16 protein-coding genes and 1 riboswitch are annotated in these 16357 nt (G+C 39.6%); of the genes, 4 read left to right on the forward strand and 12 right to left on the reverse strand.

Annotated features, from left to right (window positions below; translation table 11 throughout):
• Window positions 1–6 precede the first annotated feature (6 nt).
• Window positions 7–813, forward strand: a complete 807-nt coding sequence (locus B3H30_RS10005; RefSeq protein WP_083296038.1) for a DUF2490 domain-containing protein — start codon at window positions 7–9, stop codon at window positions 811–813.
• Here the strand turns inward: B3H30_RS10005 and B3H30_RS10010 are convergent.
• From B3H30_RS10010 to B3H30_RS10065, 12 genes are all read right to left on the reverse strand, one after another.
• Window positions 810–1697: a helix-turn-helix domain-containing protein gene (locus B3H30_RS10010; protein WP_070567866.1), complete on the reverse strand. Its 888-nt coding sequence runs from the start codon at window positions 1695–1697 to the stop codon at window positions 810–812. The genes B3H30_RS10005 and B3H30_RS10010 overlap by 4 nt on opposite strands.
• Before the next feature lie 151 nt (window positions 1698–1848).
• Window positions 1849–2361, reverse strand: a complete 513-nt coding sequence (locus tag B3H30_RS10015) for a DUF1572 family protein (RefSeq protein ID WP_312128594.1) — start codon at window positions 2359–2361, stop codon at window positions 1849–1851.
• A gap of 370 nt (window positions 2362–2731) precedes the next feature.
• Entirely contained in the window at window positions 2732–3475 is a 744-nt protein-coding gene (locus B3H30_RS10020; RefSeq protein ID WP_070567864.1) for a GIN domain-containing protein, read from the reverse strand.
• Window positions 3476–3716: 241 nt separating this feature from the next.
• On the reverse strand, window positions 3717–4373 hold the full coding sequence (tenA, locus tag B3H30_RS10025) for a thiaminase II (RefSeq protein WP_070567862.1): 657 nt from the start codon (window positions 4371–4373) through the stop codon (window positions 3717–3719).
• Entirely contained in the window at window positions 4360–5199 is an 840-nt protein-coding gene (thiD, locus tag B3H30_RS10030; protein ID WP_070567859.1) for a bifunctional hydroxymethylpyrimidine kinase/phosphomethylpyrimidine kinase, read from the reverse strand. Before thiD ends, tenA begins: the two co-directional genes overlap by 14 nt.
• On the reverse strand, window positions 5196–5828 hold the full coding sequence (gene thiE / locus B3H30_RS10035) for a thiamine phosphate synthase (RefSeq protein WP_070567857.1): 633 nt from the start codon (window positions 5826–5828) through the stop codon (window positions 5196–5198). The genes thiD and thiE overlap by 4 nt, the downstream gene beginning before the upstream one ends.
• Window positions 5818–6621, reverse strand: coding sequence for a hydroxyethylthiazole kinase (thiM, locus tag B3H30_RS10040; protein ID WP_070567855.1), 804 nt, complete (start codon window positions 6619–6621; stop codon window positions 5818–5820). Before thiM ends, thiE begins: the two co-directional genes overlap by 11 nt.
• An 82-nt stretch (window positions 6622–6703) precedes the next feature.
• A riboswitch (TPP riboswitch) is annotated at window positions 6704–6796 on the reverse strand.
• A 63-nt stretch (window positions 6797–6859) separates the two neighbouring features.
• Window positions 6860–7702, reverse strand: a complete 843-nt coding sequence (locus B3H30_RS10045) for a VanW family protein (protein WP_254667737.1) — start codon at window positions 7700–7702, stop codon at window positions 6860–6862.
• A 139-nt stretch (window positions 7703–7841) separates the two neighbouring features.
• Window positions 7842–9092 (reverse strand): hypothetical protein, encoded by a 1251-nt coding sequence (locus B3H30_RS10050; RefSeq protein ID WP_070567851.1) that lies wholly within the window; start codon window positions 9090–9092, stop codon window positions 7842–7844.
• Window positions 9093–9125: 33 nt separating this feature from the next.
• Window positions 9126–9869: a dienelactone hydrolase family protein gene (locus B3H30_RS10055; RefSeq protein ID WP_070568283.1), complete on the reverse strand. Its 744-nt coding sequence runs from the start codon at window positions 9867–9869 to the stop codon at window positions 9126–9128.
• Window positions 9870–9987: 118 nt separating this feature from the next.
• On the reverse strand, window positions 9988–10833 hold the full coding sequence (locus B3H30_RS10060) for an NAD(P)-dependent oxidoreductase (RefSeq protein ID WP_286834052.1): 846 nt from the start codon (window positions 10831–10833) through the stop codon (window positions 9988–9990).
• A gap of 58 nt (window positions 10834–10891) precedes the next feature.
• Window positions 10892–11521 (reverse strand): Crp/Fnr family transcriptional regulator, encoded by a 630-nt coding sequence (locus tag B3H30_RS10065; protein WP_070567849.1) that lies wholly within the window; start codon window positions 11519–11521, stop codon window positions 10892–10894.
• 452 nt (window positions 11522–11973) lie between these two features.
• Between B3H30_RS10065 and B3H30_RS10070 the strand changes: the two genes are divergently transcribed.
• From B3H30_RS10070 to B3H30_RS10080, 3 genes are all read left to right on the forward strand, one after another.
• Window positions 11974–14586 carry a TonB-dependent receptor gene (locus B3H30_RS10070; protein WP_070567847.1) on the forward strand — a complete coding sequence of 871 codons (2613 nt, stop codon included), beginning with the start codon at window positions 11974–11976 and terminating at the stop codon, window positions 14584–14586.
• A 102-nt stretch (window positions 14587–14688) separates the two neighbouring features.
• A complete protein-coding gene (locus B3H30_RS10075) occupies window positions 14689–15072 on the forward strand; it encodes a hypothetical protein (protein WP_070567845.1) in 384 nt (127 codons plus the stop codon).
• A gap of 49 nt (window positions 15073–15121) precedes the next feature.
• Window positions 15122–16342, forward strand: coding sequence for a tetratricopeptide repeat protein (locus tag B3H30_RS10080; protein WP_070567843.1), 1221 nt, complete (start codon window positions 15122–15124; stop codon window positions 16340–16342).
• Window positions 16343–16357: the final 15 nt, after the last annotated feature.

Below are 16357 nucleotides of genomic sequence, written 5' to 3' on the forward strand. Positions count from 1 at the left end.
TTATGTATGTTTAAATTTCGTTTAATAAAACTATTCCCAATAATGCTCTTATTGGGAATTCATGTAAATACGGTGTACGGACAAGTCAGTCCGCCGGGATTAGGAAAAGCAAGGACCGCATCTTGGTCGGTTTTGGGCTTGCGTAGGAAATTAGACAGTGCTGGAACGAAGGAAGCATTGACCTATATTGGTTTGGGAACTAAAAGTACACCCGACGATTCAAATCCATTTCACAAGCAGGCTATTTGGGTGTTAAACCATGAGGTCTATCATAAATTTGCTAAAAATCAACAATATAGTTATGCGTTGAGTTATCGTCGCCAAAACGTTTACGATGAGGCTGCCCCATATCATAACGAAGGTGTTGAGCAAGAGTTTAGGTTGTATGGACGATATGCGTATACATTGACCCTTAATGATCGTTTGAAATGGAAAAATACATTAAGGCAAGAGTTCCGAAAGTTCTTTACAGCCGATTTTCAAAAGACAGAAGAGAATTTTCAATTTAGGACCCGCTTGAAGTCGCAGCTAAATTTCAAAATTTCGGCTAAAAATAAGCAGGAATTGGCGTTGAGCGCTGAAGGACTTTTTGCAATCAGCAAGCTCTACGAACCTGTTAGTACCTGGTCTAGCTTTGGCTATAAAGAGACCCGTTTGGGTTTTTATTACATGACAGATATTCCAAAGACACCTTTGCGATTGGATCTGGGTTATATGAATGACTTAATTAAAGGCTATGACAAAGTAGATTTTGGGGTTCATTATTTAGCCGTAGATTTAATCTGGAATTTACCTTACCGTAAAAAGCATTAGCCCGCCATAAACTTATGTTTCCGATAGTCACTGGGTGAATACCCAGTGATTTTTTTGAATAGCCTGGTGAAATAGGAGGGCGATTGAAATTTCAATTCAAAGGCTATACCGGCAATATCTCTCGTAGCATCCTGCAGCAGAATCTGACTATGTAAGATACTTATTTCACTAATCCATTGCTTCGGAGGTTTATTTGTCGCTTCCTTTACACATTTATTGAGGTAGTTTTCTGAAATATGCAATAAATTGGCGTAGAATAACACGTTTTTATGATCGATATGAAATTTTTGTACATATTCGCGGAAACGGAAAGCAATATCGAGCTGTCGGCTCATCGGCGCCTTAGTCTCTATATCCGATTTTATCACCTTCAATAGGATACACTGCATCATGGATATGCAGACTTCCATTACGCGGCCATCGGTAAAAAGTTCCTCTTCCAATAACATCAACATTTGCTGGATCCAATGTGCTACATGTGGTTTAAGTGTGGTAAAAGGATGGGAATTGAAAAATTTAATATCGTTTATGCCAAGCTCAATATCAGTTACAATTTCATTTTCATAAACCACGAAAAAACCTTCTACATCATCAGAGATTGCCAGCGTAGCCGTAATATTACCTTGTTTGATGTTAATGACTTGATTTTCGGTTAAGGTATAAGATGCGCTTTCGAGATGTTGGGTCAGGGACCCCTTCGTTACAAAAATGAGAAAATTAAACGTCGTACGATAGGGGATGACAGGCATCAGGATACTGCGGAGGTAATTCTCGATTCGATAGACTTGAATTTTATTCTCATTGAATAAATTGTGCTCAGAAACATCCGGTAAAAATAACTTTTTGTACTCGTAATTGTTGATGATCTTAATCGAATTTTTCATAGTTTTAAAGACAACCTACTTACCAATGAAATCAAAAAAAAAGGAATAGTTGTATGTATGACAAATATACTTAAAAGTTTGCGGAAATTAGGTTAGCATCCGATGCTTTCCAATCAAGTAATTATTGTGTTAACTAAGTGAAAAAGCTTATTTAAGACAAATTGTCCTGATTCCCTTTTATAAACTCCGACGTGAAATGTTGTTGCTGTTTTTCATGGCTGAATTTCTCCCTATTATAGGACGCTGAACTACCTTTGGGTATTGATAAGGAGGTCCATTTATCATCCAAACATATTTTCCCAATATAGAGCATCTGACCGATGTGGTAGGGATAATGTGCTAGCTGCCGCAAGATCGCTTCCATGACGGTATGTCCTTGATTACGGATATAAATGATTTTAGCGAGATCTTCTTCTTCGAGGGATTCAATTGCTTGAAACAGACAGGACCATCCAGCATTCCAATAGGTAATAAGCTCATCGCGATCTACCCAACTGTTCTCAAACTCCTGGTCGCGGTTTCTATTTTGTTTTTCGCCATCTGTGGTGAGGAAATCGGTCCATCGGGAAAGCATATTTCCACCTAAATGTTTAACAATTAATGCAATGCTATTGCTCGAATCATTGGGTTGCCAAAAGAGTTGTTCAGTGCTTAACTGTGCAATGTTTTATCACCCAAAGATTTATAATATTGAAATTGCTTGATACAAGTCGCTAAAAAATTGTCCATTGCGTCGAAAGTTTGGCATTTATATGAATATTAATATACAAAAATGTCCTGAAACCGAGACCTAAAATAATTTTTTTAGCTGAAATCTGGTTTTGCTATCGATGTCATTAATTTCCTGATACAGTTTTTTGAGGTGATAAATGTGTGAATTTATAAGGAGAAGGAGAAGGAGAAGGAGAAGGAGAAGGAGAAGTGTGAGCAAAAATGCTAATAAAAGCAAAGGTGATACTGGGGTATGTATCACCTTTAAGCTAACTAAACATTAAACATAAATAAACAGTCTTTTTTAAAGACCACACTAAAAATTACAATACTACTTTGCCACTTGTTGATTTGTCAACTTGGACATTTTTTGGTTGATTTTTTAACGCAATTCTTGCCGATGTAGAAACATTTCCCTGTAAGTTTTCTTTCACGCTGAGCGTAACATTTGCAGACGAATTGGCTTGTACTTGGGCATTTGTTGTCGAGAAACGGCTCATGTCAACCGATGCGGATGAATTGGTGTTCAAATTTAAATTTGAAGCGCTACCCGCAATTTCCTGCTTAGACGAACTGCTTGCCGATACTTGCAAATTTTTACTGCTGACATCTGTCGTTAACTTGCTAGAAGAGCTCGTTGAAAGGTTGATATCATCAGCAATTATTTTTTTAAGCGATATTTTTGCGGAGGAGGATACGTCTACAGAAATTTTGTTTGCCTTAATCGTTTCATCGGTATAGATCGAACTGCTGGATGATGCCGAAAAGCGTGTCGGTATCTTGCTTGAGTAAACAGTTACGCGATTGTTTCTCGCATTTCTGATTGAACTGTTTCTTTTATACTGTACATACAGTGTACCGTTTTTTACAGTCGTTTCGATAAGGGATAAATGTTCGGGATTATCTGCTTCAACAATAACCTCGTTGCGATTAGAGTGAATATAATCTACACGTAATGAAGTTGCCGATGAAATGCCATCTGGAGCAGTGATCTTACGTGTTTCGCGTTCTTGTGCCTGAGCTACATATAAAAATGAAATAAAGGCAATGGTTAAGATTCTTTTCATTATTTTTCTGTTATTAGTTTAAATTTATTTTTACTGAAAGTTTCATTTTAATTTCCCTTTTTATCGTTTCTTATGTGCTTATGCATACGCTCTATCGTTAACTGCCACCTATAGTATAATAGTAATGCCAAAACTTTAAATCCGTTTAAAATACTGATTAACACTAGTTTTGTTCCTGAGTGCTATTTTCGTTCATGCTCATTTTTGAACATCAACTGTTCGGTATCGGACAATAGTTTGTTTACCAGACTCTTCGTTTGTAGGCTGCTAACCAGAATTGATACTCTAATTGGGAAGCTGTTATAAATACTTGTCGCATCTTCTCCCGTTTTGTTGCAGTAGTTTCTGCTGCAATTTTGTCAACGTAGTTTTTCGCCTTGATAACGCCCTGTGCAAAATCCTCACCGCTATAAGTTGCTATCCATTTGGAATAGGGATTTCCCTGTGTATTTGCTGTCGATACAATGTGATCTCCGACCTCCTTATAAATCCAAAAACAGGGGAGTGTTGCCGCCATAGCAACCTCAATGCTCTCGAAAGCGGCTACGCTTTTAAGAAAATGAACATAATGATGGCAGGTTGGTTCGATTTTGTTGCTCTTGTCGGCAGGACTTAAACCAAATTCCCGAAAGTAATTTTCGTGTAATGCCCGTTCAACAAGTAGCGCATTGCGACCAAATTCGAAATAGTCCAATGCTTGTTGGTTATCCGTACTTTTTGCACCTATAAAGGCGAGCACACGGCCAAATTCTTCTAAATAGAAAGCATCCTGCTGCATGTAAAATTGAAATTTATCCAGGGGAAGACTACCATCACTAAGCTGAACAATAAACGGCATAGTGAGTATATCTGAATAAATTGATGTTATTGAATCCCAGGCATGATCAGTCCAGTTCATATTGAATAAGTTTAATCGGATTGTGGAAGTGATTTAATGGCCCATTTCCTTTGCCAATGATGAGGTCTTTGCTACCAGCTATTGCTGCGTGTATATAGGCCAATGCGAATTCAACCGCGCTATCGAGACCAACGCCTTGTGCCAAATGGCTCGCAATTGCTGAAGAAAGCGAACAACCGGAACCATGTGTATTTTTGCTGTTAATTTTTTGAGATTTGAATTCAATTGGTGGATTCTTGTGCTGGAACAATAGGGATGTTAATTCTTGACTTTGGAGATGCCCGCCTTTAATCAAAACGGATTGACAACCTTTCGCCAGTAGGCTATTTCCCGCTTTTTTCATCCTCTCGACATCGTCAATAACTTCGTCTACTAAAACACTTACCTCGTCTAAATTTGGTGTAATCAGCGTTGCCAAAGGAAAAAGAAGTTCAATGCAGGCCTGAATTGTATCATCGTGAATGAGCTTGTGCCCGCTGGTCGAGACCATGACTGGATCAAATACGATAGGCCCTTTATATTCTTTTAAATAGCTGCTAATAAGCTCCACAAGTTCAATATGGTGTACCATGCCTATTTTAATTGCATCGGGATAGATGTCGTCAAAAATAGCATCTAATTGGTCCTGGACGGCTGCTGTAGGAATGTCATAAATACGTCTTACACCTTGTGTGTTCTGAACGGGTAAGGCAGTTAACACATTCATGGCATAACAACCTAATGCAGATATGGTTTTGGTATCTGCTTGTATACCTGCACCACCGCTACCATCGAACCCCGCAATGCTGAGTACGGTAGGGACGCGGTATTTTTTATCTTTTGTCATTTTAATAGTTCTTTTAGTTGTGCACTGGCAGCTCTGGGATCTTGACTTTGGCATATGGCCGAAACGACTGCAATGGAGTCTGCACCGGCATTCCAGGTCTCTTCTGCAGTTTGTAAGTTCATCCTTCCGATAGCGATCAATGGTTTTTCCGTCTTATTCCGAAGTTGTTTTAAACCTGCAATTCCCCATTCAGTAATCGTATCCATTTTTGTTCTCGTAGAAAAAATGGGACTTACACCAAGGTGGTCGACAGCGTACATTTGTGGACTTTCCAGCTGCTGCATATCTTCTATGGACCAGCCTATGTTTAATTTATCGCCATATTTTTCGCGAATAGGGAGCGGCTGCAAATCATTTTGACCCACATGTACTCCCCATGCCTCGATTTTTGCAGCGATTGCTACGGCATCATTGATCACGAGCGGAATACCATAACGATCGGTCAGTTTTTTCAAACGCATGGCTTTATCCAAAAATGTAGCGGGATCGTCAGCTTTTTCGCGTAATTGAATAAGATCGACTCCACCAATGATGGCTTCTTCGGCGACATTGAGCCAATGTTGAGGATAACAGTCCCGCTCAGAAATTACCAAATATAAAGGGTAGGGAAAAAGCGGATTAATGCGCATAACATTTGATCTTGAGCTTTGATTTTAGACGTTCTGCATTGAGCTTATAGAGTTCATCATAGAGATTCAATTGCAGGGTACCCGGGCCAGCTGCTGTTTGGGCTGCGAGTTCTCCCGCCAAGCTCAAAATGGAAACGCCGGCAACAGCTGCTTCAACATATTGGTCTGTAACACCTAGAAATGCACCAATAAGTGCAGTAGCACTACAGCCAAGTCCAGTTACCTGTGTCATTAAAGGGTTGCCATTAAAAACTTCAACCCGGTATTGCTGTGAAAGGATATAGTCTACTTCTCCAGAAATACAGATAATGGAACCGGTTTGCTCTTGCAATAATTGGCCAAATCGGAGCGCATCTTTACTCGCTGTCGTGCTGTCGACTCCTTTTGTGTTCGGTTGGTTGAAATTGTACAGCGTCATGATTTCTGATGCATTTCCACGAATAACCGTTGGTTTGAGATCCAGTAGATTGGCTAATAAATCATTGCGGAATGCTGATATCCCAGCACCAACAGGATCAAGTACCCATGGCCGTCCAATGGTATTGGCATGTTCGGTAGCAACCAGCATAGCTTCGGCTGTATCTTCACTCAAGGTGCCGATATTAATAACAAGAGCTTGCGCAATATCGACAACTTCGCGTACTTCTAAAGGACTGTGTACCATTACGGGGGACGCTCCTAGGGCTAACAGTGCGTTGGCCGTATTGTTCATCACGACTAGGTTTGTGATGTTGTGTACAAGGGGTTTTTCGACCCTCAGCTGCGCTAATAAATTGATAATTGAATCTTCCATTCTTTTTACATATGCTAAGATGTACGGTGTAGCCTTGGAGGGAAGAAGAGCGATAGACTGCGCAGTAAAGGAGTATGCTGTACAGTGGATTTTTGCTTTTCCCTACGCCGGTATAAACCGAATCAGGTTCAAAGGGACTATCTCAATTCTATACAGAATACCCCCAAAGCCAGACCAAATTTAAACAAAAAAGAGGACTTTTCATATCCGTCATTTTTCGATCACTTAGCTTGTTAAATTAATAGGCCGGATTTTGATCGGCACTAATTTCAATATATTCAACAGGGGTATAAGTAACCCGGGCAAAATTTTTGGTCAAAAGTTCTGTTTCTAAAATCTTTCCACCCTGAAATTTTAAAAACTTCTCGCGCCAAATCTCATTTTTACGAAAGAACTGATTGTCTATTTTAAGAAATTGATGTTCTTTTTCAACGACATGGTATGCAAAATCCAGCTCCTGATCGATCCTCAATTCGCCCTCTAAACATTTCTCTGTAAACCAGAGGTTGATCTGGAAGGTGTAAGGCGTGTTGTTGGTGAATTGATAATCACGGTAGTTATAAAATACGGTAGCCCCACTGCCGAATGGCAAAACACGACCATCGTCAGGAAAAGGATCAAAGGAGTGATGATAACGTTCGCTGACGGTGAGTGGACTATGGATAACAAGCCAATGGATGAGATTGGATATTTGACAGATTCCACCGCCAATACCCGCCCTTGCTTCACCGAAGGATAACTCCATGCCGGGCAGATACCCTTTCTTTACGGTGGGGAGCCCCACGAGTTTACAAAATGAAAAGGTTTCCTTCGGTCTGATCAGAATGCTATTGATCTGTGCTGCTGCAATTTTCAGGTTGGTCACTTTGTTGATCTGCAATTGCATATTATTTTCGCCCAGCTTTTTTAATAATACAGACTGATGCTTTTTAATACGAAAGGGAAGTTTTTCAGCTGATTTAACTTTGCTGTATTTTTTGTCGTCAAATAGCCAGACGGCTTTTCGCTGCATTCTTCTTACCCATACTGCAAAAAAATAGAGCAAGGGGTGCTGTTGACTGATCAATTTTCTTTTTTTCAATACGATGTTTATTTATCGCTATCAAAATTAATGCAGAAATGTATCTTTTGCCGCTTTTTTTGATTTTGTCCTGTGTTTTTACTGTATAGGGGGTAGAACTTTTGTTCCATCGGGTGTATACTGGCTTTTCGCTCTATGTCTATAGCTGTTTTCTTGTTTGTACGTATTTGCCCGTGAGCTTCCCATGCCCGTTATAGTTCAGGTTTTCATACGTACAGTTTCCCAAATCTTTTACAATTGATTTTTGTTGCAATACCCCCTTGAAGTAGAATTCATCAACTGTTTCGTTGGCCCGGTAGGATCGCTTGATTTCCGCTGTGAGTTGGTCATTTTGATCGAAGGTTTGGCGTAGTATATAATCACTTGTTTTCGGATCGCTATACGCATAACGGACCCGACTTTCCCTTTGATCATTTCTGCCCGACAGCTCTTCACTCATGCGATTCTGTTTGTCATAACTGTAAATGGTCCAATCTATCCGTTGGTATAAAAAATGAATGGATTCACTTTTTACAACCTGGAGTTTGCTGTTCAAGTGGTCTATTGTCGCTGTTTGTAATGTTGGATCGTAGGAAACAATGGCGTTTGGGAGATAACGGTAAATGGTGCTGTTGCTCCATTTGCTGTTTTGAAGGTACTGTATGGAGTCGATAAGTCCGAACTGATTATAGCATCTTTTGCTGAAATAATTATTTCCGCCGGAAAGATTGTTGGATGTGAGCTCTTTGCCTTCTTCATATACAGTCGTCACAATTGCTCCAGTTTCCACCTCATTTTCATCGGAAAACTGCTGCATGACATACGTGCCGTCACATTGATTTTTACGCTGACTGTAGTAAAGAGGGAGAGCTGTATTGGCGATAATAGCCGCTGCATATTGCCTGGATGGAATAAATTGCACTTGTGCAATGGAGTCAAAGAAATGTTGGGCATTATATTGTGACGAAGGATTCTTTGACGCAACTTGTGTGCTGTTGCTTAATATGGATTTGGCTGCTGCCAGATAGGTATTACTATCGTATATGATCTTGGGTTTGCCTAAGCCATCAAACAAGATCATGGCATGACGTTGTTTCAATGACAATACATCGATGGTCCATTGTTGATTTTTAACGCTAAATGTAAGTTTTTTTGCATCGGTTTTTGTGACCAGTAACTTTGTTGTGCTAAAAGGTACTTGCTTGAAAATCGCAGCAGCATTTTTTTCGTGTAAACGCATGATAAAATCAGTTGATTTATCGGACTCATTGGTTACAAACAGAACTGCCTGTGTAGGGCTAGCTATTGTTAACGATTTTACTGTTTGCGATGCTGCAATGGGACTATAAAACAGCAATATCAACAACTGAATGATAATCGGATAAATGTGCAGTTTCGCGTTATAATTCATTTGGGTCGATATTGCTGTTGCTGACTTTGCTATTTAATTTAATACTTCTTTCAAAAATAATAAGGTGTGCTCCCAGGCACGTTTGGCCATCACGGGATTGTATTCCGCTGACTCGGGATTCGTAAACGTATGTCCAGAATTTGCGTAGGTAATTATTTGCCAGTCTGCTTTTCCTTCATTTAATTCCTTGACCAACCCATCGTAATCTTCTTTTGATACACTCTTATCGGCTGCAGGGTGCTCAATGAGTACTTTTGTTTTAATGGAACCATTGGGTCTATCGGCAGCTTTGGATAGGCCTCCGTGGATACTGATCACGGCATTGATGGGGAAGCCGGCTCTAGCCGCTTCTAATGCTCCTGAACCTCCAAAGCAATAGCCAATGATCGCAATTTTTGTCGGATCTGCGCCTTCTTTTTTCAGTTGTTCTAATGCGAGCTTGATGCGATGCTGATAAGCTTTATAGTCCGTCTTGTAGTGGCCTGCAATTTTCGAAGCTGCGGTGTTGTCCGCAGGAATATTTCCCTCACCGTAGATGTCGGCAATGAACGCGATGTAACCTTCTTTTTCAAGAAGCAATGCCGCTTGTTTCGCTTCGTTGTCAATTCCCTTCCACGCAGGAAGAATTAAGACAGCAGGGCCTTTTTTTGCCCTATTGGCGGTTACCATGCCGTTGAGTTTTTGTTCACCATCCTGGTAAGAAACCTGTTTTAATTGTTGGGCCTGCGTAGTCATCGTGACCATAGTAAGCATCAATAGTGTCATAACTGTTTTCATCTGTAAATAATTTGTTCCGCTCATTATTTTGTGTGATCAGAAATGAACCTAATTTGGAGTCCATCTCAACTAAATATAATTTTCAATGTACATTTTTTCCGCTGTCGTCAACCTGAAGTTACGACTTTATAGATTCAATAATACCAATAACATCGAGTTGTCCGAGACCTTGGTCGTGTGCTTTCCCGTAGGTATCGAGTAATGTCTTGAGGAGGGGATATTCGGCACCGGCTTGTTGCGCCAGTCGAATATCTTTCAGCATAAGATCTAGCGCGAAAGCAGGACTGTAGTTTTCTTCCACCAGTAAAGGCGTTTTGACTTTTATTGCGCCACTGCCACTGGCACTATCATTGATGATTTCGAGCATATCACTCCGTTGAATTCCCAGTTTATCTGAAAATAAGATCGTCTCTGCGAGACCTTGATAAATCGTTGAAAGAAAATAGTTGATCGCAAGTTTGGCGGCAATTCCCTGGCCATTTTCGCCAACATGTTTGATCGACTTGCCCATCTGCTCGAGGTATGGCCGGGCGCGATGAAGATCCTCCTGTTCACCACCGACCATAATAATCAGGGTGCCCTCTGCCGCGGGCTTGGTACTGCCGGCCACAGGTGCATCTATAAATGCGGCTCCTTTTTCTTTGAGTTTGGATGCGATAGACAGGGTGAGTTCACGGGATATGGTACTCATATCGACAAATAATTTGCCCTTGATATCTCCTTGAAGGATTTTTTCATACACTTCACTGACAGCTTCATCATTGCTGAGCATGGAGAATACAATATCAGCATGTTCGACCAATTCGGCTATACCTTCTCTGATCATTGATTGTTTTTCAAAGCCCGCTGCTTTTGCACGGTTTCTATTATAAACAGAAAGGGGGAATCCTGCTTTTTCCAGGTTTTTAGCCATGGGGTGCCCCATGTTTCCTAATCCTATAAATCCTAATTTTTCTATCTTCATCTAAAATTACATTAATAGCTCTTGAAATTTACGTCTATTAAAGATACAAATGTTTTGGTCATTCCACTAATACCCTGATTTCGTTACGAAGGAGCACTATTTTATCTTCCTGTTCCAGTTTTTTTAAAATTCGGGAGACAACTACCCGGGATGTGTTTAGGTCAGAAGCAATATCCTGATGCGTAAGGGTAAGTATTCGGTCGTTGTTCAGCTTTACTTTGGCTTTCAGATATTGAATGATTCGTTCTTCCATATTGGAAAAAGCTAGACTATCAATAGCTTGTAACATTTCGTCCATACGGCTTGAATAGCTTGATATGATGAAATTTCGCCAAGAGGGGTATTTTCCCATCCAAAGGTTGACAAGCTCATTTGGAATCATGGCAACCGTTGTTGTTTTTTCTGCGAGGGCACGAATTTCACTTTTTTTATTTCCGAGACAACAGGCTATTGACATCGTACAGGTTTGACCTTTTTCCAAATAGTAGAGCAGCAGTTCGCCTTTGTCTTCATCTTCCCGGACAATTTTTATTGCTCCATCTAGGAGAAGGGGCATCGACTTGATGTATTGATTGGTATCAATGATGAGATCCCCCTCATGAAACGTTTTGATGTGTGCGTTTTTGGCTATTGCAGTAATTAACTCTGGCTCAAGAATGCCTGTATAAGCTTGTTGGATTGACAACATACGGTATTATTTTAGTTAAAGTTAATTATTTACGGGCTTATTTTATCCCCTGGGGGTGGAAAAGAATGTTGGTGGAAAAGAATGTTGGTGGAAAAGAATGTTGGTGGAAATAATGTGTAGAAAGACCGGTTTTTTTGTGCTGTGTGTGGCGTATCCAGCAGCTAACATATAAAATCGTGAAATTCATAAATTTTGATTTATTCAAAACAGACAAAATGTTATTCTGATTATTTTTAGTGTTTTTTTAAGAATGTGATGAATGTGTTGTATTTATTTTATTTAATCTGTTTTTTTATTGCCTCTTTGTTTTAGAAGTAGCTGTTTTTCTGTGGAAGCTTAAAACTGATTTGTTTTGTATAGCGCTAGGGTCTGATAATCCTATTGTTAAAATTAGTTAAAAAGACAATCAATTCCTAATTTTGCGCCACAAAAACAAAACAATCACATCTAACATGAAAAAGTCTTTACTTTTTTTTGCCCTCGTTTTTGCTAGTTATAGTGCCGTTCATGGTCAAACAGCAAATACTAGTTCGGTTTCAGGAGTTGTCAAAGAAGCTACTGGACAAACGGTTAAAGGAGCAACCATTAAAATTACCCACATCCCAAGTGGACAAGTTGTAAGTGGCTCAGCCGATGCCCAAGGAAAATTTCAAATTTCAAATCTTCAAGAAGGAGGCCCCTACAAAGTAGAGGTAACTTACATTGGCGAAACGCCTGTTGTTTTCGAAAACATCATGCTGAAATCGGGGGAATCGTTGAATATCAATCCAATTTTTACGGCTGGATCTTCAACAAATTTGGATGAGGTTGTTGTTGTTGGTCATGGTGTTATTGATATTGCTGCGGGAAGAAAGACGCCGATTGCCGTTTCGACGATCCGTAAACAGGATTTAGAGGAAAGGATAGGCGCACAGGATATTACTTCAGCACTAGCTAATACCCCGTCGGTTTATATCACTGGTCAGGCAAAAGGTTTTGGTGAGTCTTCTATGACAACACGTGGTTTTGATCAGTCCAATACCGCATTTTTGTTGAACGGTCAGCCGATCAATGGTATGGACAATGGAAGTGTATATTGGTCAAATTGGTCGGGACTTACAGATATTGCTTCTTTAGTGCAGATTCAACGTGGTTTGGGATCATCTAAATTAGCGATTTCATCTGTCGGCGGTACCGTAAATTACGTGACACAATCTACCGCAATGAAAGAAGGTGGTTTTGTCCGCACTACTGTTGGTAACGATATGTTTATGAAGGCAACAGTAGGTTACAATACCGGTCTGATGAAAAACGGTTTTGCTGTTTCGGCTATGTTTACGCAATGGTCAGGTAACGGTTATATGGATCATACGGAAGGTGCTGGACAAAGTTATTTCTTGTCCGTTGGATACAAAGCAAATGAAAAGCACAACCTGAACTTCATGGTAACCGGTGCACCACAGTGGCACAACCAAGGATATACCTCAAAATTGTCGAACTATCTTGCTAATGGCAGACGTTACAACGACAATTATAAGGATGCAAATGGCGTGATGATGAATGCGCAAAAGAACTTTTATCATAAGCCGGTAGCCAACTTGAACTGGGATTGGACCATCGATGATAAATCATCTTTGTCAACTGTCGTTTATGCGTCGTTAGCTGCTGGGGGCGGTCAATCGTTAAGAAGTGATAAATACAACAAAGGCAAATATTTGGCTGCTGATGTAAACAATCATCAGTGGTTTGGTATAGTTTCCAATTATAACCGTAAGCTTTCAGAGTCCCTGAATTTTAATGTCGGTTTTGATGTGAGAGATTATAAGGGTACACATTATCGTAAATTGACAGATCCGCTAGGAAATACAAATGGTGTTGTATTGGGCGGTAATGTTAATTTCCCTAATAAGCCATTGGTTACCAATACATACTCAACAAATCCTTGGAAAGCTTTCTCAAGCAAACCTGATTCGCGTGAAGATCGTTTAGCTTGGGATTACAATCAATACATCCGTTACGGCGGTCTGTTCGGTCAGTTGGAATATGCGAAAAATGGTTTCACGGCGTTTTTCCAAGGATCGGTTTCTGAACAACAAAACAAACGTTCTGATTATTTTCAATACACGCCAGGTAATGAGGATTCTAAAGACGTGAACAATTTTGGCTACAATACCAAGGGTGGTGTAAGTTATACAATGGGACATCATAGTGTTTTTGGTAACGCAGGGTACTATTCCCGTCAGCCTTATCAAAACAATATTTTCATGAACTTTGCAAATGATATTAATGAAAATGCTGAAAATGAAAAAATCCTTGGTTTAGAGGCTGGTTACAAATTTGCTTCTCGATTCTTGGATGTGAATGTGAATGTTTACCGCACAACTTGGGAAAATCGTGTTACGGGTAGTTCGAGTTTAGCGACGGCAGATGATGTAAAAAAATACAATCCAACAAATGATCCTGGTATTTTGGTCGAAGGTGCCTACCTATATACAACCAATTACGGTGTAAAACAGGTGCATAGAGGGGTAGAAGTTGATTTTGAGGCCCGCCCAATCGAAAAATTGAGCCTAACAGGATTTTTATCGATAGGTGACTGGAAGTACGATGGCGCAGTAAATTCGGTCGTACGTAACGACAACCGCATCGAATTGGGTCGTTCTCAGGTGAATTTAACGGGTGAACACGTTGGTAACGCAGCACAAACTTCTTACGGATTTGGCGCTAAATATAAAATGTTTAAAGGTTTGTCTGTTGACGCAAATTACAGATACTATGAGCGTTTATATGCGTCGAATTATCGTAGGGAAGTTATCGATGGCCAAACCTATGGACGCTATATGAAATTGCCGTCTTTTAATCTTTTGGATGGCGGTCTTTCTTACAATGTTAAGGTAAGTGACAAGAACAGCATGAGTTTCCGTGTCAACATGAACAACGTGTTGAATAAGTTCTATATCTCGGAAGCTACTTCTAGCAACTTGGTGACAGATGTGAACAATAGTTGGAATGGTATTGATACGTCCAATTTTGTTTTGATCGGACAGGGTAGAACTTGGAATGCATCTGTGAAATTTACATTCTAATAAGATTTACGTCGAATACAAAAGGTCCACAATTATTTTGTGGGCCTTTTTTTGTTTTTTAATAAAAACTTAATAATTTTAGGTGATCTAATTGTCAACCTGATGTTGCATAAATTAATTTGTCTGGAAAATTTACAGATCGGTACTGTCCATTTTTCTGCTTTTGTTGTTAATTTGGATGGTGGAAATACAGGCTTTGCTTTATTTATTAACCAAGAAAATGACCCAATCTTTATTTTTCGAAAAGAAAAGAAAAATGAGGTATCTTTCCATGTAAATGAAGAGCAATTCTTTTGGATTGTAAAAAACAGCCAGTTTACACCAGGAGAACGTCAAGACTTTTTTGCTGAATTTGTTGAATTCCTGCGTTTGATGGAAGAGAAGGTTTCCAATTATGTTTTCAAAAACGAAAAATTAATCAAATTTACAAATTCGAGGGATATTGTCCGCTATAAATACTTATACCTGACAGGTGAAATTAGTTGATAAGAATACCCGATTATAATACCTGATCTCCCGTTAGATTTCTTTTGTAATGAAATTTAGCTTAGTTTTGGGTATGAAGCATATGTTTTCAAATCTAGCTGTCATTCTACAAAACAATACTTTTGTGGAATCAGATTTTACACTGCCAGTACCCGTACTTCTTGCTAAGTTTTCTTTTTTACCTATTTCATCATTTTTTCCGGAAGCGAGTTCATCTTTTTCCGCTGATTGGTTAGACACCGTCCAACAGAGCGCGATTAGATCTACATTGGAAGGATTTAATGTCGGAATCAGTGGCGATGGTAATCCTGTCGCTTTACTTGAGGAGGCGATTGCTTTGGACAACAATGCGCTTGCTTATAGTTATTTAGGGCTTTATTATTTTAAAATAGCCGCCTATGACAAAGCTATTGCTGCGTTTACAAGCGCTATTGAAAAGTATAAAGAAGAGCCATTTTTTTATGCGAGCCGTTGTTTAGTCTACAGACAGATCGAGGAAGATGAAGGCGCTTTCTATGATTATCAAATTGCTAAAAGACTGGATTTTAATTACCATAGTGTATTGGAATGGGCGGAGAATCAAGCTGAACTCACTTACTTTGAGGCCGATAATTTGGTTATTCAAGAGCTGGAATCGAAGCCAAAGCACCTGAGTACTGACGAAATAAATTCATTGGGACTTGAATATGTTCATTGCTATAGCTATCTAAAAGCAATCGGTCTTTATTCTTCTGCTATTGCGGAATCCGACAACAAGGATAGCAACCTGTTTGTTTTTAGAGGAAGTTTGTACCTGAAATTGACCTGTTTTGAATTGGCATTGTCTGATTTCAATCAGGCTATTGCTCTTGATGAGAATCGTTCTGCCGCCCATATATTTCGCGCTAAAGTGTTTGAATCCTATCGTAATTACCAAAGTGCGCTGGAAGACTATGCCAAGGCGGAGGAAATAGATCGTGATTCATCGATCGTATACGAAGAAAGGGCATCTTTGTTTGAGCGGTTGGGAAATTTTGAGGAAGCATTATTGGATTTTGATCGCCTTGTTACGCTCAATCCGGAAGATTTTTATGTGTATTCATTACGAGCCGATTTGAATGAAAAGTTGGAGGATTTACCAGGCGCACTGGCAGATTACTCGAAAGCGATCGATTTGAATCCATATTATTCTGATTTGTATTCATATCGCGCAGCAATTCGTGAAAAATTGGGTGATCCTATCGGGGCAAAAGCCGACCTGGATAAATTCAATGAATTGGAAGATGAATAAAAAAAGTCCACCTTT

Origin of the sequence: Sphingobacterium sp. UBA7038, from assembly GCF_002494055.1 — a bacterium.
Lineage (GTDB): Bacteria > Bacteroidota > Bacteroidia > Sphingobacteriales > Sphingobacteriaceae > Sphingobacterium > Sphingobacterium multivorum.

What these genes read in the sequence shown, in the direction of transcription:
- B3H30_RS10020 (WP_070567864.1), bottom strand. Translation starts at nt 3,475, where the DNA reads ATGAAAAGAATCTTAACCATTGCCTTTATTTCATTTTTATATGTAGCT.
- B3H30_RS10080 (WP_070567843.1), top strand. Translation starts at nt 15,122, where the DNA reads ATGAAATTTAGCTTAGTTTTGGGTATGAAGCATATGTTTTCAAATCTA.
- B3H30_RS10055 (WP_070568283.1), bottom strand. Translation starts at nt 9,869, where the DNA reads ATGAAAACAGTTATGACACTATTGATGCTTACTATGGTCACGATGACT.
- B3H30_RS10010 (WP_070567866.1), bottom strand. Translation starts at nt 1,697, where the DNA reads ATGAAAAATTCGATTAAGATCATCAACAATTACGAGTACAAAAAGTTA.
- B3H30_RS10075 (WP_070567845.1), top strand. Translation starts at nt 14,689, where the DNA reads ATGTTGCATAAATTAATTTGTCTGGAAAATTTACAGATCGGTACTGTC.
- B3H30_RS10065 (WP_070567849.1), bottom strand. Translation starts at nt 11,521, where the DNA reads ATGTTGTCAATCCAACAAGCTTATACAGGCATTCTTGAGCCAGAGTTA.
- thiE (WP_070567857.1), bottom strand. Translation starts at nt 5,828, where the DNA reads ATGCGCATTAATCCGCTTTTTCCCTACCCTTTATATTTGGTAATTTCT.
- thiM (WP_070567855.1), bottom strand. Translation starts at nt 6,621, where the DNA reads ATGGAAGATTCAATTATCAATTTATTAGCGCAGCTGAGGGTCGAAAAA.
- B3H30_RS10060 (WP_286834052.1), bottom strand. Translation starts at nt 10,833, where the DNA reads ATGAAGATAGAAAAATTAGGATTTATAGGATTAGGAAACATGGGGCAC.
- tenA (WP_070567862.1), bottom strand. Translation starts at nt 4,373, where the DNA reads ATGAACTGGACTGATCATGCCTGGGATTCAATAACATCAATTTATTCA.
- thiD (WP_070567859.1), bottom strand. Translation starts at nt 5,199, where the DNA reads ATGACAAAAGATAAAAAATACCGCGTCCCTACCGTACTCAGCATTGCG.
- B3H30_RS10005 (WP_083296038.1), top strand. Translation starts at nt 7, where the DNA reads ATGTTTAAATTTCGTTTAATAAAACTATTCCCAATAATGCTCTTATTG.
- B3H30_RS10050 (WP_070567851.1), bottom strand. Translation starts at nt 9,092, where the DNA reads ATGAATTATAACGCGAAACTGCACATTTATCCGATTATCATTCAGTTG.
- B3H30_RS10070 (WP_070567847.1), top strand. Translation starts at nt 11,974, where the DNA reads ATGAAAAAGTCTTTACTTTTTTTTGCCCTCGTTTTTGCTAGTTATAGT.